This window comes from Dietzia sp. PP-33 (genome assembly GCF_033790845.1).
Classification (GTDB): domain Bacteria; phylum Actinomycetota; class Actinomycetes; order Mycobacteriales; family Mycobacteriaceae; genus Dietzia.
Genome location: NZ_JAMYEI010000013.1, coordinates 1 through 17,753 on the forward strand (window position 1 = coordinate 1; position 17,753 = coordinate 17,753).

The 17,753-nt window shown below is 68.6% G+C and carries 18 protein-coding genes and 2 pseudogenes; 10 read left to right on the forward strand and 10 right to left on the reverse strand.

What is annotated here, in order from left to right; all coding sequences use genetic code 11:
* Positions 1 to 149: 149 nt before the first annotated feature.
* On the forward strand, positions 150 to 401 hold the full coding sequence (locus NJE57_RS17765) for a hypothetical protein (protein WP_319029838.1): 252 nt from the start codon (positions 150 to 152) through the stop codon (positions 399 to 401).
* A gap of 289 nt (positions 402 to 690) precedes the next feature.
* Entirely contained in the window at positions 691 to 1,149 is a 459-nt protein-coding gene (locus NJE57_RS17770) for an HTTM domain-containing protein (protein WP_319029840.1), read from the forward strand.
* On the opposite strand, the gene NJE57_RS17775 is transcribed toward NJE57_RS17770, so the two are convergent.
* The gene (locus tag NJE57_RS17775; protein WP_319029842.1) at positions 1,133 to 3,664 is read right to left on the reverse strand and encodes a helix-turn-helix transcriptional regulator; all 2,532 of its coding nucleotides are present in this window, start codon (positions 3,662 to 3,664) and stop codon (positions 1,133 to 1,135) included. The genes NJE57_RS17770 and NJE57_RS17775 overlap by 17 nt on opposite strands.
* Positions 3,665 to 3,851: 187 nt before the next feature.
* Between NJE57_RS17775 and NJE57_RS17780 the strand changes: the two genes are divergently transcribed.
* Complete coding sequence (locus tag NJE57_RS17780) at positions 3,852 to 4,283, forward strand: hypothetical protein (protein ID WP_319029844.1); 432 nt, start codon at positions 3,852 to 3,854, stop codon at positions 4,281 to 4,283.
* Positions 4,280 to 5,839: an alpha-L-fucosidase gene (locus NJE57_RS17785; RefSeq protein WP_319029846.1), complete on the forward strand. Its 1,560-nt coding sequence runs from the start codon at positions 4,280 to 4,282 to the stop codon at positions 5,837 to 5,839. The genes NJE57_RS17780 and NJE57_RS17785 overlap by 4 nt, the downstream gene beginning before the upstream one ends.
* A 208-nt stretch (positions 5,840 to 6,047) precedes the next feature.
* Here the strand turns inward: NJE57_RS17785 and NJE57_RS17790 are convergent, their stop codons facing one another.
* Positions 6,048 to 6,899: an endonuclease domain-containing protein gene (locus tag NJE57_RS17790; RefSeq protein WP_319029848.1), complete on the reverse strand. Its 852-nt coding sequence runs from the start codon at positions 6,897 to 6,899 to the stop codon at positions 6,048 to 6,050.
* A gap of 339 nt (positions 6,900 to 7,238) precedes the next feature.
* On the opposite strand from NJE57_RS17790, the gene NJE57_RS17795 reads away from it, so the two are divergent.
* On the forward strand, positions 7,239 to 7,490 hold the full coding sequence (locus NJE57_RS17795; RefSeq protein ID WP_319029850.1) for an SDR family oxidoreductase: 252 nt from the start codon (positions 7,239 to 7,241) through the stop codon (positions 7,488 to 7,490).
* Between the two features lie 8 nt (positions 7,491 to 7,498).
* On the opposite strand, the gene NJE57_RS17800 is transcribed toward NJE57_RS17795, so the two are convergent.
* Both NJE57_RS17800 and NJE57_RS17805 read right to left on the reverse strand, forming a co-directional pair.
* Positions 7,499 to 8,137 carry a hypothetical protein gene (locus NJE57_RS17800; protein WP_319029852.1) on the reverse strand — a complete coding sequence of 213 codons (639 nt, stop codon included), beginning with the start codon at positions 8,135 to 8,137 and terminating at the stop codon, positions 7,499 to 7,501.
* A gap of 407 nt (positions 8,138 to 8,544) precedes the next feature.
* On the reverse strand, positions 8,545 to 9,366 hold the full coding sequence (locus NJE57_RS17805) for an alpha/beta hydrolase (protein ID WP_319029854.1): 822 nt from the start codon (positions 9,364 to 9,366) through the stop codon (positions 8,545 to 8,547).
* Between the two features lie 80 nt (positions 9,367 to 9,446).
* On the opposite strand from NJE57_RS17805, the gene NJE57_RS17810 reads away from it, so the two are divergent.
* Both NJE57_RS17810 and NJE57_RS17815 read left to right on the forward strand, forming a co-directional pair.
* Positions 9,447 to 10,064: a TetR/AcrR family transcriptional regulator gene (locus NJE57_RS17810; protein ID WP_319029856.1), complete on the forward strand. Its 618-nt coding sequence runs from the start codon at positions 9,447 to 9,449 to the stop codon at positions 10,062 to 10,064.
* Complete coding sequence (locus NJE57_RS17815) at positions 10,061 to 10,876, forward strand: CPBP family intramembrane glutamic endopeptidase (protein WP_319029857.1); 816 nt, start codon at positions 10,061 to 10,063, stop codon at positions 10,874 to 10,876. Before NJE57_RS17810 ends, NJE57_RS17815 begins: the two co-directional genes overlap by 4 nt.
* Before the next feature lie 36 nt (positions 10,877 to 10,912).
* Here the strand turns inward: NJE57_RS17815 and NJE57_RS17820 are convergent, their stop codons facing one another.
* The gene (locus NJE57_RS17820; RefSeq protein WP_319029859.1) at positions 10,913 to 11,581 is read right to left on the reverse strand and encodes a hypothetical protein; all 669 of its coding nucleotides are present in this window, start codon (positions 11,579 to 11,581) and stop codon (positions 10,913 to 10,915) included.
* 229 nt (positions 11,582 to 11,810) lie between these two features.
* Between NJE57_RS17820 and NJE57_RS17825 the strand changes: the two genes are divergently transcribed.
* Together NJE57_RS17825 and NJE57_RS17830 are read left to right on the forward strand one after the other, a co-directional pair.
* Positions 11,811 to 12,875 carry a TerC family protein gene (locus NJE57_RS17825; RefSeq protein ID WP_319029860.1) on the forward strand — a complete coding sequence of 355 codons (1,065 nt, stop codon included), beginning with the start codon at positions 11,811 to 11,813 and terminating at the stop codon, positions 12,873 to 12,875.
* 160 nt (positions 12,876 to 13,035) lie between these two features.
* Complete coding sequence (locus tag NJE57_RS17830) at positions 13,036 to 13,905, forward strand: oxygenase MpaB family protein (RefSeq protein ID WP_319029861.1); 870 nt, start codon at positions 13,036 to 13,038, stop codon at positions 13,903 to 13,905.
* Between the two features lie 36 nt (positions 13,906 to 13,941).
* Here the strand turns inward: NJE57_RS17830 and NJE57_RS17835 are convergent, their stop codons facing one another.
* The 3 genes and pseudogenes from NJE57_RS17835 to NJE57_RS17845 all read right to left on the reverse strand — a co-directional run.
* The gene (locus NJE57_RS17835; protein WP_319029862.1) at positions 13,942 to 15,078 is read right to left on the reverse strand and encodes an NAD(P)/FAD-dependent oxidoreductase; all 1,137 of its coding nucleotides are present in this window, start codon (positions 15,076 to 15,078) and stop codon (positions 13,942 to 13,944) included.
* Complete coding sequence (locus NJE57_RS17840; RefSeq protein WP_319029863.1) at positions 15,066 to 15,404, reverse strand: Rieske (2Fe-2S) protein; 339 nt, start codon at positions 15,402 to 15,404, stop codon at positions 15,066 to 15,068. The genes NJE57_RS17835 and NJE57_RS17840 overlap by 13 nt, the downstream gene beginning before the upstream one ends.
* A gap of 115 nt (positions 15,405 to 15,519) precedes the next feature.
* Positions 15,520 to 15,819 (reverse strand): annotated as a pseudogene (locus NJE57_RS17845) (DedA family protein); the annotation flags it as partial.
* Positions 15,820 to 16,186: 367 nt separating this feature from the next.
* On the opposite strand from NJE57_RS17845, the pseudogene NJE57_RS17850 reads away from it, so the two are divergent.
* Positions 16,187 to 16,396 (forward strand): annotated as a pseudogene (locus tag NJE57_RS17850) (transposase); the annotation flags it as partial.
* A 33-nt stretch (positions 16,397 to 16,429) separates the two neighbouring features.
* Here NJE57_RS17850 and NJE57_RS17855 read toward each other — a convergent pair.
* Together NJE57_RS17855 and NJE57_RS17860 are read right to left on the reverse strand one after the other, a co-directional pair.
* A complete protein-coding gene (locus NJE57_RS17855) occupies positions 16,430 to 16,639 on the reverse strand; it encodes a hypothetical protein (protein ID WP_319029918.1) in 210 nt (69 codons plus the stop codon).
* A 319-nt stretch (positions 16,640 to 16,958) separates the two neighbouring features.
* Positions 16,959 to 17,648 (reverse strand): DedA family protein, encoded by a 690-nt coding sequence (locus tag NJE57_RS17860; RefSeq protein WP_319029864.1) that lies wholly within the window; start codon positions 17,646 to 17,648, stop codon positions 16,959 to 16,961.
* Positions 17,649 to 17,753: the final 105 nt, after the last annotated feature.

Sequence of the window (17,753 nt, forward strand, 5' to 3'; positions counted from 1 at the left end):
CGGACGGCTCGAACACCTGCGCGGCTCCGCACTCGGGTTCCGCAACCTGACCAACTACATCGCCCGAAGCCTGCTCGAGACCGGCGGCTTCAGACCCCAACTCCTACACCCCCGATTGGGATGAGCCCCGTTGGTCCACCGAGGGCTCCATGCCCACGACCGAATACCCCTTCAGTTGGCAGATGTACAGCACCGTCAATCCGGGCACGTACACCGGGACGACCGGTGACGGGTCGCATCGCGAACTGGGCCTTGATGGACTGCCACTGATCACACGGGCCGTCGCCTATAACGATGAGGTGCCGCGACTGTTGTGTGAACAGCATCCTGATCTGGAATCGGTCGCCCGATCCGATGCCGAGGACGGCTTGTCAGACCATGAGATCGACTATCAATGCTGACCATATTCCGATTTGTTTTCGGCGCACTCGTCGCCCTCAAGACCCTGCAATTGACAGCACGGGCATCGATATCAACTGATGGCGGGATAGGCCTCTCGGATCAGGCCTTCCTCGCACTGCCACTGGGCGCTGCCGTGCTCGTCTGCGTGGGCTTTTTGTCCTTAGAAAAGGGATCAGATTAGCCGCTTCGGCGATCCTGTCGGGTTTCCTCGTCTTTGTCTTCGCGTTTGATTTCTACAATCATCACACTTATCTGATCATCACGATCTGCGCCATCTTCGCACTAGGCGTGAGCGTTCCCCAGTTGTTGAAGATCCAGCTCACCATCGTGTACGCGTTTGCCGCACTCACGAAGATCAACGAGACCTATCTGTCGGGTTCCGAGCTCTATTCGTCGATGGTGCAGGCAGCCGCGTGGCAGGCCGTGTTCAGAGACGACCCCTCTCCCGAGTTCCTGATGATCGTGTCGGCGGCGTCCATCATGGTGGAGGCATTCCTCGCCGTCGGCCTGTGGTTCACACGAACCCGCAGCATCGCCCTTGTCGTGGGTCTCTGCTTCCACGCGGGGTTGGTCATCGCGGTCACGGGTGGATTCGACCTGTTCGCCGATCTGTCGATCTACGGAGGACTGATCCTGGCCCTCTACCTCCCCTTCTTCCAGGATGAGCTCGACCCGCTGGTCGGTGGCCGCACAGGGTCGACGACGAGCGTCCGAGACGCGGCCTCCTCGCCTACGAGTTCGGTCTAGAACCGCCCCGGGGGCGTCCTCGAAGGCGGGTGCCGGTCTTGGTGTAGATCCGGTTGAGGTGTCCCTCCACCGTGCGCTTGGACAGGTGCAGTTCAGCGGCGATCTCGGCATTGGTCAGACCCCGCCCCACCAGCTCGGCGATCTGGGATTCGCGGCGGGTCAGTGAGACGCCAGGCGGGACCGAGCCGGGGAGGCCGGCGAGCTCGGCGTGCGGCCCGCTGACTTCGGCGGTCGCGAGCATGCGCTCGGCCAGCGTGCGGTGCTGCGATCCGGGGGCGGCCATGGTGCGGGCGAGCTCGGCGGCCGCCGCGGCCATCATGTGCAGTCCGCAGTCCCGGGCCCGCTGAGCCGCGTCGAGCAGGTGCCGGGGATTCCCGGCCAGGTTGCCCACGGCCACATCCCGCACCAGCACGAGCACGTCTCCACTGACCTCGAGTTCGGCCACGATGCGGCAGCTCTCGGGGTCGGCCATCAGAACTCCGGCCAGTGCGGCGCGGACAGCGGAACCGTGGAGACCCTCGTCGACGAGCGACCGGACGATCCCGCGTGCCTCGTCGTGTTCGCCGAGGCAGTACAGCACCCCTGACTCTGCTCCGCGGATCTCGGGCCCGACCGGCGAGTTGGTATAGCCGACGATCGATCGCAGCCGCCGCAGTTGCTCCCGCGCGGCAGGGGTCCGTCCGGACAGCGCCGAGGTGAGGGCGTACAGGGAGATCGCGCGTGGCAGGAAGTCCTCGGGGCCGTCGGCCTCGATGGAGTCGACCGCGTCGGCGGCGGCGCTCACGGCGGCCGGCAGGTCTCCGGTCGCCAGCGCGATCTCCGCATCGGCGACCCGCCGCATCCCGTGATCGAGGCGGACGGTGTCCTCCTGCTCCACGGCGAGGAAGGGCGCGAGTTCCGAGAGCAGGGCGGTGATCCCGTAGCCGTGCAGGACCACCGTCAGCAGCGACGCCAGGTACTCCTCGGACGCCCACGTCTGGTGCTCCATCGTGCGCGTCCGACGGGCGAGGCGGCGCAGGAGCGCCAACGCGACATCCGGCTGGCCGAGGGCGTCCAGCGCGAGGGCGTGGTTGGCGTCGAGTCGTCGTTCCCACTCCGCCGGCAGGGGTGCGATGTGGGGCTGCGAAGCCAGGGGCGACGAGGCCGACGACTCTGCCGAGGTGAGCTCGGTGTACGCCCTGGCCGCGTCGCGGTACCGCCCGGAGTAGGTCAGGTGCACCACGGTCAGCGCGTCAAGCACCGTGTGCCCGGGATGGTCCGGCGGCAGAAGACCGTGCGCCGCGTCGATCATCGGCAACGAGTTCTCCGGCCCCCGGTCGCCGTAGTGCGCGAGGTCCGCCCGTGCGGTCACGTTCTCGATCAGCACCCGGGTGAACTCCGGCCCACCCGGCTCGTCGTCGTCACCCTCCCGCCGAACGGCCGGGGACCGCAGGCACATCAGCGACCGCTCGAACAGGCCGGCGGCCTCCTGCAGCCTGTCGAGCAGGCGCAGGCACGAGCCGGCTACCAGTGCGAATTCCGCCTCCAGCAGCGGCGTCATCTCGAGGAGGGCCCGCCCCGCGGCCTCGTACAGCTCGGCGCCGGTGAGATAGTCGTGCCCGTCGAGCGCCGCGCGGGCTGCGGCCACAGCGGTGACGGGCTCGACGGGACGCGCGTGGGACAGACCCCACAGCACTATCCGCGGGTCCGGAGGGACCGTCCCGGATCGAGCGAGGACGGCGTCGTACACGCTCTCGCGCCGCCGATGGTCCGCACCGTCGCGGAGCACGTCGGCCAGGACCGGCGGTTGCACGGTGAGCATCTCGACGCCGCCCACCTGACGCGCGACCAGCAGTGCCCGGGCGATCAGGTCGCTCACCGCGTCGTCGCCGTGCATGTCCACCATCTGACGCACGCTGATGCGGCGGGCGAGCGCGGCGGTGGTCATGGCCTCGACGTCGGCGTCGTCGATCCAGAGCCGCGGGTCGATGGCGATACCGGCGATCGCGGTGACCGGGTCCACGGTCAGCTCCAGGCGGTCGCGGGTGCGTCTGGTCAGGCCGCGGGTCGCCAGGTCGTCGTAGGTGGCGCGCAGTGCGGCGACGTTGCCGTGGGAACAGGCCCACAACGTCTCGACCAGCCGCGCCGACAGGGGCATCCCGACGGCGGAGGAGACCGCGGCCTCGGACTCACCGCGTGAGAGGTTCCGCAGCGGCAGCCGGGTGGTGCGGGTGCTCACCTCGTCGTCGTCCTCGGGGTGAAGCGCCGCGCCGAGGCGGGCCGAGGCGACCACCACCGTGCCACCCGGCAGTGCCCGCGTCCCGGAGGCGCCGCGGCGCCGGTCCAGGTCGTCCCACACGACGACGGGGACGCCCGCGGCGCGCAGACCTGCGGCGATATCGGCGGCACACCGGCTGGCTCCCGCACCCGGGGGCCCCACCACGAGCACGCCACGCCGGGTGTCGACGCACAACGCGACCGCGCGGGCCACGGTGTCGGCTCGCAGGGCCGCACGGGTCTTCTTCCACGCGGGCACCAGATCCTCCTCCGGTCATGCCTGGTCGGGGCGCTGAGGGGCGTACCGAGGGGACCCTGCGCCACCACCACTGACAAAAACAGGTGTGCCGCACTCTATCGACACCTGTCTACTCCGTTGGACCATAAGCACAACCTGAGCAGAGCCGCTCCATGAGGGCGCGGACACCGACCCGAGAGGTGCACTCATGACCCGACCGTCCTCCGTCTCCATCGCATCATGGATCTGGCTGTTCTGCGGCCTGTTCACCACGGTCACCATTGCCGAGGTCTTGTCCGCGACTAATGTTCTGGCGGTCCTGACCGGGTTGGCCGTGGACGGGGAGGACCTCGTGGCGGTAGACGTGATCAGCGGGTTCGGCTGGCTGATCGCCGCCACGCTGTTCGCTGCCATGGTGGTGCAGGTGGTGGCGGCGGTGAAGCTGCGCGACGGGGAGGGCTGGGCCCGCGTGCTGCTCTCGATCGCCGCGGTCATCTCGCTGGTGGCGGCGCTGTACGACATCACCATGTGGTCGGCGTGGGTGCTGTTCGTCGCCAACGTCGTGGCGATGGCCCTGGCCTACGGCGACGCCGCGACGGACTACCTGGAGGGGCGGCCGGCGTACCTGGTGTCGGCGTGACGGACCGCCACGAGGCGGGAAGCGGCACGACTGACGACGACGACACGGGCAGCGGCAACTCAGCCAGCGACAACGTGGGCGGCGACAACGTGGGCACAGGCGGGTGGGCGCAGCTGGCCGGGCGCGAGCTGCCGACCTGGTACGACGACGTCAAGCTGGGCGTCTTCATCCACTGGGGCCCGTGCTCGGTTCCCCGATGGGCGCCTCGCGTACCCGACATCCAGGAGCTGATTCGCGACGGCGGTCCGCGCCGGATGCTGCGCGAGAACCCGTACGCCGAGTGGTACTCCAACACCATGAAGATCCCCGGCAGCCCCACCGCCGAGCACCACGCCCGGACGTACGGGCCGGACTACGGCTACCACCGGTTCGCCGAGCAGTTCACGGCCGAGGCGGAGACCGCGGACGTGGACCAGATCGCCGAGCTGGCCGCCGCCTCGGGCGCCGGGTACGTGGTCCTGACCACCAAGCATCACGACGGCTACACCCTGTGGCCGTCCGCGCACCCGCATCCGAGGTTGGGCAGTTACGGCGCCGGTCGGGATCTCGTGGGCGCCGTCGACGCGGCCGTGCGGGCCCGTGGCATGCGGACCGGCCTCTACTACTCGGGCGGGTACGACTGGCCGTTCAACGACGCCACGCTGACGGGACCGGCGGACATGCTGCTGGCCATGCCGGACGATCCCGCCTACGCCGTCTACGCCGAGAACCATGTCCGTGAGCTCATCGAGCGCTACCAGCCATCGATCCTGTGGAACGACATCGGCTGGCCGGCCGCCACCGATCTGGCCGCGCTGTTCGCCGCCTACTACGCGGCGGTGCCCGACGGCGTGGTCAACGACCGCTGGGCGCAAACGGATCTGCCCCGTGGCGGGGCGACGGAGGCGGTACTGCGAGGGCTGGGCAGACTGGCGCAGCTGGCGTGGAAACTGCTCCCCTCCGGCAGCCGCGAGCTGACCTTCCCGGCCTCGCCGCACCACGACTTCACCACTCCCGAGTACGCGAGCTACGAGGAGATCGCGGACAAGAAGTGGGAGACGGTGCGAGGTGTGGGGCATTCCTTTGCCGCCAATCGCAACGAGGACCCGGCGGACATCGTGACCGCCCACGAACTCGTACATCTGCTGGTGGACGTGGTGAGCAAGAACGGCAACCTGCTCATCGGCGTGGGCCCGCTCCCCGACGGCTCCATCCCGCCGGAGCAGCAGGAACCCCTGCGGGCTCTGGGTCGCTGGCTGCACGAGAACGGCTCCGCCATCCGCGGCAGCCGGCCCTGGGATCAGCCCTCGGCCACCGCGGGCGACGGCACGCCTCTGCGCTTCACCCGCACCGGCGACGACCTCAACGTGATCACCCTGGGAACGCCCACCGCTTCCGAGCTGGTCCTGCCGGGGTTGGTCGCGGGGCCGGGTGCGCGTGCGCTTCTGGTGTCCACGGGACTGGAGCTGGAGGTCGGCGGCAGCGACGACGACGTGCGGGTGCTCTTGCCCGGCCGGCTACCCGTCTCGCCGGCGCACGTGGTGCGGCTGAGCGGGCAGGTGCGGCTGGGGTCGTAGGTGCGGCACCGCCGCGCCGGCTCTGGGCGGCGGCGGGCGCGGCGGGCGCAGCGGGCGCGCCGGGCGCAGCCGGCGCAACCCGCCGAGTGGTCGATCCCGTTCACGTTTTCCCAGGTGCGCGCGGCTGCAAACACGCATTTGCGACCACTCGGCGAGAGTGGCCGACTCGGCGAGAGAGTGGCTGGCGCGGCGAGGGCGAGCGCCCGGATCAGCTCAGCGCGGCGCGCAACTGTGAGGCGAGCTCGTGGGGCCGGCGGTACAAGAGGGTCGCCGTCACCGGGATGACCGTCCAGCCGGCCGCACGTAGGCGGTTCCACCGGCGTACGTCGTCTCCGTGCTGGGCGGCGTCCCGGTGGCCGGCTCCGTCATACTCCACCGCGACCTTGCGCTCCGGGTAAGCGAAGTCCAACCGGTACGGCAGCCCGGGGACCCGGTACTGAGCCCGGAACCCGGTCAGGCCCAGATCAACGAGGAACAGCCGCAGGCGCGTCTCCATCGGCGATTCGGTCATCGGTTCGACCAACGCGCAGCGCTCGAGAGCGATCCTGCGGCCCCGCAACCCCGGATACCTGTCGAGCAGCCTCGGTAGCGAGTGTCGGACGTCGTAGCCCGGCCCCATCCGGGATGCCCCGTCCAGGGCTATCACCGCGTTTGTTTTCTCGGTATGCCTGGCCAGGTCGAACAGTGCCCATTCCGGGCTTGCGAGACGGAGGGGCGAGCCGTCGGCGCCGAGGACGGACTCGACCTGATCGTCCGGGATGTCATATCGGCGCGCGATGATCCCCTCCCGGCGCACCCGCTTATCGCCGACTGCCAGGTCGATCGGATACTCGGGCGGCACCCACGGGTGGCCGTGGATCGCGGCGGCCAGCCACCCGGTCGCCACCGCACCCGGGCAGGCCAGCGTCGCCGCAGCCAGCCGGGTGATCGGCGTGGTGACTGTTGCCGCTGGTTCCCATACGCCGTGGTGGGCTCTGCGATACCCGTTCGTGGCCCGGTGCGTCCCGTAGGTCGCCTGCAGCTCGCCACGACGCCTCGGACCTTTCGATGCGAATGCCATGCGGAGCACTGTTGCGCACCGCCTCGTCTGCGTGGCCCGGCGAACGGTCGGTTGGCGGACGCACTGTGGAGAGGCCGAAAGCCTGTGGAAATATCTCGTAGGCGGGGCGACTGGCCTCGTTCGCTCCACCTGACGTCGCCGAGTGGGCGCTTCCGTTCAGATCCTGCGAGGACGCGGCGGCCGGATCCCCGCATTTGCGCCCACTCGCCGGGCGAGCGGGCCGGGCTCGCCGGCCGGGCTCGCCGGGCGCGCGCACCGCACGTATGCGAAACCCCACTACCACTACGACGGCGACGGGGCTGCGCGCTGTATTCGACCACCAAGGCGGCGGTCAGCCGGATGACGGAGACACTCGCCGTGGAGTGGGCCCGCACGTTCATCAACGTCAACGCCATCGCGCCGGTGGTCCTCGAGTCCGAGATGACGGACGGCATGCTCTCGCGCGTCGGCGACATCGCACCCGGGTTCCCGCGCAAGCGCCTCGGCGTGGCCGAACAGCTCGATTCGACGCTGCTCCACCTCGAGTCCGACGCGTCGGAGGCGGCCACCGGCACCGTCATCAAGATCGGCGACGGGCAGCTCCCCCGCTGACGCCGCGGCTACAGATCGGCGCCGCCCGCGTACGCGGCAGCGAGCTTCCGCAGTGCCTCGTGGTCCTCCCCCAACAGCTCCACGGGCGCGCGCCGCCCGGTAAGCGAGCCGGACGGCAGGGTCCACCAGGAGGTCGCCGCTTCCGGATAGTGCCCGGCATCGAGCATCCGGTTGACCGCGCAGATGATGTTGTTCGGGTCGCGCGGGTCGAAGTGGTCCAGTTGGAAGCGCGGGTACACCCATCTCCGGTCGCCGCGGAGTGCGATGAGGCGGCCGTCTCGCGCGAACGTCCGCAGCGCATCGGCGGCCGTGGAACCGGACAACACGCCACGCCGTGCGAGGACCTCGGCCGCTTCGATCGAGCACATGTGGGGCACCTGCATCGCGGCCCCCCGGGTCACGGAGGCGACCACGGCGTGGGCGCGGCGCGAGACGGTGGCGGTAGCGGCGGCGCGTTCGGGTGCCCGGGGCGGGCTCTCGGACGGAGCCCGGGCCGTCTTCATGGCCCCGTCGATCTGCCTGGCGACTCTGTCGAACGCGCGGCGGCGGTGCAGTTCCCGCAGGACGACGTCCGAGAAGACCTGGTCGTCGAGCTCCCTCAGAGCGCGGTTCGCTGTGTCCCCAGGCGCGGCGGATCTCTGGGACAACGGCTGATTCCGAGACGCCATTGGCGACCACCCCGCCTTCTGGGGACAAACTCTAGACGGTCCGGGCGGTTGCGGCGAGGGAAACTTCTGGGGTCGGCGCGCTGGCGTGCGTGGGCCCACCGCTGCGGGGCGTAGAAGGAGAAAGGAGAAACGACGACGACGAGGCCGCCGCGGTCACAGGTTCAGTCGCTGGATCCTGCGCGGTGGTCCGCGAATAGCTGCCACGGGGGCACGGGCCGCCACGTGGTCACTTCCAATCACGTTTCCCCAGGTGGGGTTTCCCGCACTCGTTCAGTTGCGACCACTCGCCAAGTGGACACATCGATCGCGGACTCTGCCGCCGGTGAAAGGGGCGAGCGGGCGCGAACGAGGCCCGGCTACCGGTGGCGGGCCATCTGGAGCATGACTCACGCTTCGGTCCGATGCCACCATCCACTGATCGCCGCGGCCAACTCGTCCGGCGTCTCCACCGGCAGCATGTGCCCGGTCCGGGCGATCTCCACGTAGGCCACCCTGTTGGCCCGGGCACTGCGTGCCGCCCGGTCGCCGCCCGCATCGCCGTCGTCGGCTTCGGCACCGCCGACCACCGCACCGTTCGCCTCAGCACCGCCGACCACTGGACCGTTCGCTTCAGCACCGTTCGCTTCAGCCCAGCGCCGCTGCTCCTCGGTGGGCACCACGTAGTCGTCCGATGCCCCCACGATCAGCACCGGGCAACCAGCCTGCGCGGGAAACGCCCAGCGGTCCGGGCGCGCGCCGATGGCCACGGAATGTGCGGCGAACCGCTGGGGCCCGTACGCGCGTGCCGCCCGCAGCCGCTCGGCTCTGACCTGTGGGTCGTGGCCACGGTCGCCGTAATACACCGCCTCCATGCCGTCGAGTGCGATCTCCTCGTAGGCCTCCGGACTCAGGTCCGCGGCACGGGCGGCGCGCGCCTTCGCCGCGTCCGGGTCCTCGGCACCCACGGGCGCGGTGACCAGGACGAGCCCGGCCAGGAGGGACGGGTGTCGTTCGGCGAGGTGCATGGCCACCACGCCTCCGAGGGAGTGTCCGACGACGACGCTGCCGGTGGCGATCTGCCGGGCAACGTCGTCCACGAGCGCGTCGAGGTCGGGCTCGGCCGGCAGATCCAGGGCCGTGGCGGTCAGATCCTCAGGCAGGGCGGCGAGGACCGGGGCCCACGTCTGCGCGTCACCGTGGAGGCCGGGCAGGAACACCAGGTTCGTCATGGTCGCGACCCTACGCGCGCCCTCGGAGGCGAAACTGGCCGAGGGAAGATTTATTAGCACGACTGTACTAATATGGCGATGTGCCCAGACTGATCGATCGTGCGAGACGGGAGCGGGAGCTCGCCGAGGCCGTGTGGCGGGTCGTGCTTCGCGACGGCGTCCCGGCGGTGTCGGTCCGCACGGTGGCCGCAGAGGCCGGATTGTCCGCGGGGTCCCTCCGCCACGTCTTCGCCACCCAGGCCGAACTGCTCGAGGTCGCACTGGAGCTCATCCACGAGACGGTCCGCGAACGTGTGCTCGGCATCCCGGTCGAGATCACCGGGCTCGACCGGGCGCTGCGGATCGCTGCCGAACTCCTCCCACTGGACCCGACCCGCGCCGCCGAACTTCAGGTCCAGCTCTCGCTGTCGACGCTGGCCTTCACCCAGGAGAAGCTGCGACGAGTTCGCGACGAGGCAGATCTCGCGGTGCGGGCGGGATGCCGGCAGATGATCGAGCACGCCACGAGCCCCGCGTCGCCACCCGCAGCCCGACTGGATCGTGAGACCCAGGCGCTGCACGCACTCCTCGACGGCCTGGCCGTGCATCTCCTGCGCGGCCCGCACCTCGTCAGCCCAGAGGCCGCCCTGACTGTGGTTCGCGAGCATCTTCACCGTCTGAGCCCGGTCTCCGCCTCCTCCGGGGAGACGCCGCAGTGACCGATCCCCGCCAAAGACACCGAGGACGCGAGTGGGTCTTCCCGACGGCCCTGCTCCTCATCGCGGCGGGGATCTGGTGGAGCGTCCTCCAGCTCTCCTCCGTGATCTTCGGCCCCGGTTACGGCCATGTGCTGGCCCACGCCGTCCGTGCGGTCAGCATCGCCGTCGCAGTGCTCCTCGTGCTGGCCGTCCTCCTACGCCTCCATCCAGCGGCCCGGGGCTACGGACTGATCCCGGACCGTCGTAGCCTGCGGCACCTCCTGGCAGGAGCCGCGGGTTATGCGGTGCCGATGGCGGGCGTGGGCGCGGTGGTCCTCGCCCTAGGCCTCGCGCAGATCGACCTCCCAGACGGGGTGCCCGCGGCGGCATGTCAGCTCCTCGCCGTACTGGTGCTGGTTCTGCTCTATGAGGCGATCCCCGAGGAGCTGATCTTCCGCGGTTACCTTTTCGGCTTCCTCGCCGATCGCGTGCCGATCTGGGCCACCGTCGTGATCCAAGCGCTCGCGTTCTGCGCGTTCGGCTTCCTCATCGGTGCAGCCCGCACCCCGGACCGGTTGCTGCTCTTCCTCCTGATGTCGTTGAGTATCGGCGTCATCCGCGCGATCAGCGGCAGCGTCTACGCGGCGATCGGCTTCCACATGCTCTTCCAGACGGCCACCCAGCCCCTGCTCGGGCACCACTGGACCGCATTCACGCTCGATGACCCGGACCTGTGGTTCACCGACCTGGCCTTCGGTCTCGGGCCGATGCTCCTCGGCCCGCTCCTGGTCTTCCTGCTCTACCGGACGGCCGCTCGTAGGGCCCGACGCTGACTCCTCCGCCGGTCGACCCCGTCGTCGCTCTCGTTCTCACACAACCCGCATCTGGACCTGCGAGCGGGACAGCTCGTAGGTCTTGACCATCCAGAACGCAGCGAACGCGTAGAGCGCCGCCGCTTCCCCCGCGAACAGCACCGCGGACGAGTCCACCACCCACGTGACGAGAACTGCCACCGCCGGAAATGCCACCACCAGCACCGCCAGAGCCCGGTAGGCCACGCGGTACCTCCGACGCAGCCCACGGTCCGGGATGGATTCCAGCGTCTCCTGCCCGTAGAAGAAGATCGAGAGTGCAGCCAGCACGAAGAAGCCCACTGCCGCCACTGTGTGGATGAGACTCGCCGGGTTCACCCCGCCCACCGAGGAGTTCCCCGTCGGGACCATCGCCACGACTATGGAGGCTCCACCGGCAGCGTTGAGTAGCGCGTTCTCCCCACGGGTGTAGCCGCGGTAGGCCACCAGCGCGACGCCGATAGCCACGAGGATGCCCACGAAGAAGCTGCGGGCCGGCGAGTAGTAGAAGGCGCTGAGCGAGCTCATCATCGCCAGCTCCGGATCGAGTGCCACCCACACCAGAAGCGCCGCGGGGAGGACAATCGCGCCACCGGCGATGACCATGCGCAGAACGAAGTAGGTCTGCACGATGTATGCCGCCGGCGCCTCGCAGAATGTGGCGTGAGCTCCCTGGGACTTCTGCACTGTCAGGCCTCCGATTCGCCGTGTGGGCGCCCCCGCTGGGTGGAACGTCGTCCGAGACGTTCGTGCAGGCAAGCTTGCCCGTACGTGATGCCTTCCGCTAATCTTGCCGCACCAGAAGGGGAGTATCCCTCACACGTTTCGTCGTCACTACGGCCCACGGGCCCGGCGGAGCGGGCCGCGCAGGCCGGGAGAGACCTTCGATCACCCACTGATCGAAAGGTCCCTAGTAATGCACACCCCCCTCTGGCTCTGGCTGGCTGTCCTCGCGTTCATCGTCGTGATGCTGGCGATCGACCTCGTCGCCCACCGCAAGGCCCACGTCATCGGCGTCAAAGAAGCTGCCACGTGGTCGGCGGTCTGGGTCGCGCTCGGCGTGGGGTTCGGCGCGATCATCTGGGCGTTCTGGGGCGCCGAGTTCGGCCAGCAGTACTTCGCCGGCTACCTCATCGAGAAGTCCCTGGCGGTCGACAACGTCTTCGTCTGGGCCATCATCTTTGCCCACTTCGCCGTGCCCGCCCAGTTCCAGCACCGCGTGCTGTTCCTCGGGGTGCTGGGCGCACTGATCTTCCGCGGGATCTTCATCGCCGGTGGCGCGGTGCTGATCGCCAACTTCTCGTGGGTGCTCTACATCTTCGCGGCGTTCCTGCTCTACACGGGCTTTCGGATGATCCGCCAGCGCGACGAGCACCTCAACCCCGACCAGTCGAAGGTGCTCGGGGCGTTCCGCCGGTTGGTGCCCATGACCGACACCTTCCACGGCCAGCGTCTGCTGGTCCGCAAGGGCGGGCTGATCATGGCCACTCCCCTGCTGGCGGTGCTGGTGCTCATCGAGACGACGGATGTGGTCTTTGCCGTCGACTCCATCCCCGCCATTTTCGCCGTCACCGACGAGGTGTTCCTGGTCTTCACCGCCAACGCGTTCGCGATCCTAGGACTGCGCGCGATGTACTTCCTGCTGGCGGACCTGATCCACCGGTTCGTGTACTTGAAGATCGGTCTGGCGCTGGTCTTGATGTGGGTGGGCGTCAAGATGCTGCTCAAGATCGACGTGTTCTACATCCCCACGCCCATCTCGCTGGCGGTCATCGCGAGCATCCTCGCGGTGTCGGTGATCGCCAGCCTGCGAGCGACGCGCGGCCAGGGCCGGCAGCACCTGCCCACCCCGGCCGACCCGCCCTTCCGCGTGGCCACCGAGGAAGAGGACGCGCAACTCGAGCCGCTGCTCCGCCGCCGCCGTCGCGTCGGTCGGACCGAGCACCCGGATCGGAACGACGCGACGCGGCCGCAGCGCTGATCGCCGAGCCCTGACTCACCGGTCCGAGGCCGGTCCGCCCGAAATTCGGGCCACCTGGCCGACTCGCAGCGCACACCGCGCGGGCACCCCCTTCCAAAAAATTAACCTGCACTTATGAAAGACTTGCGGCCGTCGCTGTCGCATACCTGAGGAGTTGCCAATGAGCTCACACCCGGTGAGAGATGCTGAGCGAGCCGATGACGGCTACTTCGGACCCGGCAGTGCGACGTGGAAGGTCTACTCCGACTCGGGCGCCTCGCTCGGCGCCGTGGCATCGGTGCTGCTCCAGGCCCTCGACACGGGGATGCTGAACCACTTCGATCACGTGTCGATCTCGTCCGAGAGTCCAGAGGCCGGCCAGGCCCGTTTTCAGCGCACGGGCGACTTCATCATGACGTGCGCATTCGGCGACAAGGCGCACGTGGATGCCGCAACCGCCCACGTCGACATGCTCCATGAGCGTGCCACCTGGACCAATCCCGAGACCGGCGAGGTCGAGGTGGCGAAATGGCCCGAGTGGCAGCGGTGGACCATGTACACCTTCGTGTGGGGCTCGCTCGAAGGCGCGATGAAGTTCGGCATGAAGCTCAGCACGGCAGAGCAGGACGCCTTCGTCAGAGAGCAACAACTGGTGGCCGAGAAGTTGCACGTGCCCGGCCCGCACCCCGACACCAAGGCCGAACTGGACGCGTTCATCGAGGCGGGCAAGAAGGACAAGGCTCTCAACTACCTCGGTTCCCAGGCTGCTCTCAGCCTGCGCCACCCGGCCAGGACACACAACCCCGCCAAGGACTGGGTCTCGGGCGTGGTGCTGGACGGCATCCTCTCGCTGCTTCCCCTGTGGGCACGGCAGATCTATGGCGTGGAGAACAGAAGCGAGCAGCGTCTGGCGCGAGCGCAACGCACCACGGCCCTTTTTCTCGCGGCCGCCCGCAAGAACTCATCCCTGCAGGAACTCGTCGACGCGGGAATCTCGCACGCCACGGAGCATCCGTATCAGAAGGTCAGGGCACGGGCGCCGAAAGCCTGAACCGACCTGATCGGCACCGCTACCGGTGCCCGCGGTTCAGGACCGGAGCATCTGTCTCAGCGAGATCGACGGATCCGCCAGCGCGTCCTGATCGACACGCACCTCGCGGTCGATGATGCGACGCGCAGCGCGGACGGTCATCGGATCGTCGATCGACGCCGCGCCGAGCAGTCGCTCGCCGTCGACCCGGAAGACCGCGACACCGGGGCGCACGATTTCCTCGCCCTTGCCGACCAAATCCCCCACGATCTCGACATGGGCGCCGTACCTGTCCGTCCAGTACCAGGCGGCACCGCGCGGCTCAGTCGGACGACCGAGCAGTCGGGCCGCGGCAGCCTGCCCGTCCAGCCTCGCGGCCTCCCAGTGCGCCGTCGGTGGCAGCACGATGCCACCGGCCTGCGCGACCGCGTCGACGCCCGGCAGTGTCCGGGGGCTGACGCCGATGCCCGCCACGACCAGGTCGGCGATGACCGTCGTACCGTCCGCGAGCGCGACCGAGAGCGGTTCGTCGCCACCCTCGCCGGCGTTGATCGTCGAGACGGCCGTGGTGCGCAAGTCCACGCCGTTGGTGAGGTGCATCCGGTGGAGCCAGCCGGCGAGCGTCGTGCCGAGCACGTGAGCGCCGGGCAGCTCGTGCGGATCGACCAGCACGACGGCCGTGCCGAGCGTGCGCAGCGATGCGGCGACCTCGGCCCCGATGAACCCGCCGCCGAGCACGAGCACCGTGTGTCCCGGCCCCGAGTGGGCTCGGATCCTCATCGCATCGTCGTAGCCGCGCAGGGTCACCACTCGCGGATCCTCGGCACCGGGCACCGTCGGCCGATTCGGTGCGGCACCAACCGCCACCACGATCGTCGACGCCGTCAGGAAACGGCCATCCGACAGTGCCGCACCGGTGGGCGTGACGGCTGTCGCCCCGACTCCCGCCACGATGTGTATACGCTGCTCCGCGAGCTGCGCCGGCGACGAGAACTCCAGGTCGGCCCGGGGGACGCCCTCGACGAGTGCACGCTTGGACAAGGGCGGATGATCGACGCACGACGGCTCCTGCTCGACGATCGTGACCGGTCCGTCAAACCCGAGATCACGCAGCGTCCGCGCCGTCGTATACCCCGCCAGACCGCCACCGACAATGAGGACGTCCGTCGGCGCCTCCGAATTCACACGAGGCACGCGGGGTTGGGCACCAACACGATGTCGGCCCCCTCCACACGCACCGTGTGCGCGGCGACACCGCTCGGTGCCGGCGGCGTCAACACCGCACCGTCGGTCAGGCGGAACTGCGCGCCGTGGAGCGGGCACTCGACACAGCCGTCCTCGACCCAGCCGTCGGCGAGACCGGTCTCCTCGTGGGTGCAGGTGTTGTCGAGTGCGTAGTACTGATCGCCGTCGAGGAACACCGCCACGTCGTCACGAGTCCCGGCACGCTCCCTGGGGATCGTGATCCCGGTGCCGTCGTCGATCTCGCCGACACGTGCGGCCACGATTCTCTGCACCATCTGACCAATGTTAGGGATTCTTTTATGTTCGTCAAGTCGGGGTGTGGGCGGCGGCACAGAGGGCGGTGTCGGAGGCGGGAGCGTCACGCCCGCGCGGAGAGTCGTCGGCCGGCCGTCACTGCATGCCGACGGCGCCTCGCCGCTTCAGCAGCCGCCGCACCCGCTTGACCACGAACCAGACGAACAAGATCACGATGATCGCGAGCACCGCGTTGGACAGCACCCCGCTCCACCGTTCCAGCGCAGGTCTGATCGCCGGGCCAAACAGGAAACCGGCGCCGATCCAGATCGCGTTCCACACACCTGACCCGATCAACGTGTACGCCGTGAAGTGCAGGATCGACATCCGTTCGATTCCCGCCGGGATCGAGACGAACGAGCGCACCAGTGGGACGCATCGCCCAAGTAGCACGGCGACGCCGCCCCAGCGTGAAGGGGTCCTGGGGAGTGAAAATACAGGTTCTCACACGCGCATCGAACACCCCAGGACCCGCTTTGAACGCTACCGCCAGCCTGCTTGACGACACCATCTGCCGCACCGTCGAGCTCGGGGTGACCATCACCGACGCCGCTGCTGCCGGCGAGTTCACCCACTTGTTCTGCTCCCCGGTCACTGTCGACCCCGGAAGGTGGCCGATCTGCCGATCGTCGGCCACCCCACCCGCCTGCACGTACGGGAACCGCGATTCAACTGCGACAATCTCGAGTGCGAGACGAGGGGCAAGGTCGCGATGTACAAGCTTGTGCGCTCGACCCGAGCAGGAATGCCCAAGAAACGACCCGAACTCGCCCAGCTCGGACGATCGCAGTGGTGGCGACGATCCGAGATCCTCGCGCGCTTCGATGTGGGCGCCTCCAACGGACCGGTCGAGGCCATCAACGGACGCCTCGAGCACCTCCGCGGAGTCGCCCCGAGCTTCCGCAACCTCGGCCACTACATTCAGCGATCACTAATCCAGTCCGGGCAGCTCCAGGCACGAATCAACGCACTCCAGAACCGGAAGAGCCGGGAAGTCGCTCCTTCGCTACCGGTGCCGCTCGATCGGTGGCTCGGTATCTGCCTTGCTGTCGAACACTCGCTCGTAGGGAATCCAGATCGCGATCACGGTCACGACGACCACCGTGAACTGCAGCCATTCAGATACGTCAGCGAAAATGAACCAAAGCATGAGCAGAATCAAGGGCGTGCAGACGAGGACGCGCGCCAAATAGGATTTTCGCCTAAAGGAATTCATTTATCTCCTTATCCAGTCGCAACCTTGAAGCCTACTGAAAGCGGGCTCGGCCGGGACCCCCACCGACACTCCCGTACCTCAGCTCCGCACCGGGAATTGCGCCTCGGAGCCTGCGGAGGGCGTTGCTCGCGGGAGCTGGCGCCAGTCGCCACGCGGCGATCGGGTGGAACAGTCTCGCACCCCCTGGAGCGCTCCGTGCTGGTCAGGGCGTGACGGGGAATGCTTCGGATCGGATGCTGATACCGATGTTGCGGGCTTTGGCTCGAGCAGGAACACGCCAGCCCAGAAGACTAAACGAACCGTTTTGACGTCCATTCCCTCACCGCACGCCCACCGCGCCTCGCCGCTTCAGCAACCGCCGCACCCGCTTGACCACGAACCAGACGAACAAGATCACGATGATCGCGAGCACCGCGTTGGACAGCACCCCGCTCCACCGTTCCAGCGCAGGTCTGATCGCCGGTCCGAACAGGAAACCGGCGCCGATCCAGATCGCGTTCCACACACCGGACCCGATCAGCGTGTACGCCGTGAAGTGCAGGATCGACATCCGGTCGATGCCCGCCGGGATAGAGACGAACGAGCGCACCAGTGGGACGCATCGCCCAAGTAGCACGGCGACGCCGCCCCAGCGCTGGAAGAACGCCTCGGATTTGTCGAAGTCCTCGTAGTCCAACAGGGGCGTTCGCCCCACGAGGCGTCTGGTGCGGTCCCGGCCGAGTGCGGCGCCGATGACGTACCAGATCCAGGCGCCGATCAACCCACCGGCCGTGGCCGCGACCCAGGCGAGGGTGAAGCTCATCCGGCCCTCGTAGGCGAGGAACCCCGCTCCGGGGAGGACGGCCTCCGACGGGATCGGCGGCAGGAAGGTCTCCAGCAGGATCGCGAGACCCACGCCGAGCTCGCCCAGGACCTCCATCTGGGTCAGGACCCACCCGATGAAGCCGCTGTACCCGGCAGAGGGATCGACCGGCGGGGCCGCGGCAAGGTTCATAACGTCGATGTCCATTCCTCCAACGCCCCGGAGTTCACGAGCGGCTTGCATGTCGAGCTGGCCGGCCCATGTCGGCCCGGTCGCAATGCAGTGTAGTGAGCGCCCGTCGGAGGGGGGCGA